Origin of the sequence: Bacteroides sp. AM41-16, from assembly GCF_003603495.1 — a bacterium.
Lineage (GTDB): Bacteria > Bacteroidota > Bacteroidia > Bacteroidales > Bacteroidaceae > Bacteroides > Bacteroides uniformis.
Window position 1 is genome coordinate 1 of sequence record NZ_QTNE01000053.1, and the last position, 1339, is coordinate 1339.

A 1339-nucleotide genomic window follows, 5' to 3' on the forward strand; every position below is an offset into this window, starting at 1 on the left:
AAAATACGGGATTCAGTATGGGTTCCGTATTTTTTATTTAATAGCTTTGCAAAATGAAGAAAATTATGAAAGAGAAGAATCATGTAGTGCCTGATGAGGTATTAAGTAAGGAGTTCCTTAGCCAGTTCAAGACAGAAGCTGATGTCAGCAAGTTTCTGAAGCAGTTACACGCGCAGGTATTGGAGAAAATGCTTGAAGGTGAGATGGATGCGCATCTGGGTTATGAGAAGAATTCGGTTTCCGGTCATAACAGCGGTAATTCCCGTAACGGCAGCTACCCCAAGAAAATCCAAACTGAACACGGTGAAGCGGTCATACCTATTCCCCGTGACCGTAACGGTGAATTCAATCCCATAGTTGTTCCCAAACACGAGAGTCGTGGGCTTTCCATAGAAAAACTTGTTATCTCCCTATATTCCAAAGGAATGAGCGTGTCCGACATTGAAGAGGAGATGCGTGAAATCTATGAAATAGAACTGTCCACATCAGCCATTTCCATCATTACGAACAAAGTCAACCAGGCTGCTCAGGAATGGCAGAACCGCCCTTTGGATCCTGTCTATCTCATCGTTTGGATGGACGGTATTGTATTCAAGGTTCGTGACAACGGAAAAATCATCAACAAGACTGTCTATCTCTGTGTCGGTCTGAAACAGAACGGCTTGAAAGAAGTCCTTGGCATGTGGGTGGGAAAATCAGAAAGTTCTTCATTCTGGATGGGTGTCCTGACAGATTTGAAGGCCCGCGGAGTACAGGACATACTGATTACCTGCACTGACAACCTGAACGGGTTTACCGACACCATACGTGCCGTATTTCCTCAGTCTTCCACGCAAATATGTGTTGTACATCAAATCAGGAACTCCTGTAAATATGTCGTTTACAAGGACAAGAAAGAGTTTACAGCCGATATGAAGAACATCTATAACGCGCCCAACAAGGAGGCTGCTGCCGTGGAACTGGATAATCTGGAAAAGAAATGGGGAGGGAAGTACCCTTATGCCATCCTCTCATGGAGGAATAACTGGGATGACCTGACTGTTTTCTTCCAGTTTCCATTGGAAATCAGGAAAATAATCTACACAACAAATCTCATTGAAAATCTGAATGGAAAAATCAGAAAGTACACTAAATCAAAGCTTTCATTCCCGTCGGATGATGCTGTGAAGAAAATGGTATACCTCGCTTTGATGGAGATTGAGAAGAAATGGACAATGCCGATTACTAACTGGGGATTGATTATGAACCAATTTATGCTTATTTTTGAAAACAGAATCCAGATATAAGAGAACTTATAACTGAATCCCGTTTCTATTTACACAAAATTATGGATACTGCC

Annotated in this window: 1 protein-coding gene; it reads left to right on the forward strand. The window is 42.2% G+C overall.

Annotated features, from left to right (window positions below; translation table 11 throughout):
• Positions 1–53 precede the first annotated feature (53 nt).
• On the forward strand, positions 54–1286 hold the full coding sequence (locus DW896_RS21320) for an IS256 family transposase (RefSeq protein ID WP_034529910.1): 1233 nt from the start codon (positions 54–56) through the stop codon (positions 1284–1286).
• The last annotated feature ends 53 nt before the right edge of the window (positions 1287–1339 follow it).

What these genes read in the sequence shown, in the direction of transcription:
- DW896_RS21320 (WP_034529910.1), top strand. Translation starts at nt 54, where the DNA reads ATGAAGAAAATTATGAAAGAGAAGAATCATGTAGTGCCTGATGAGGTA.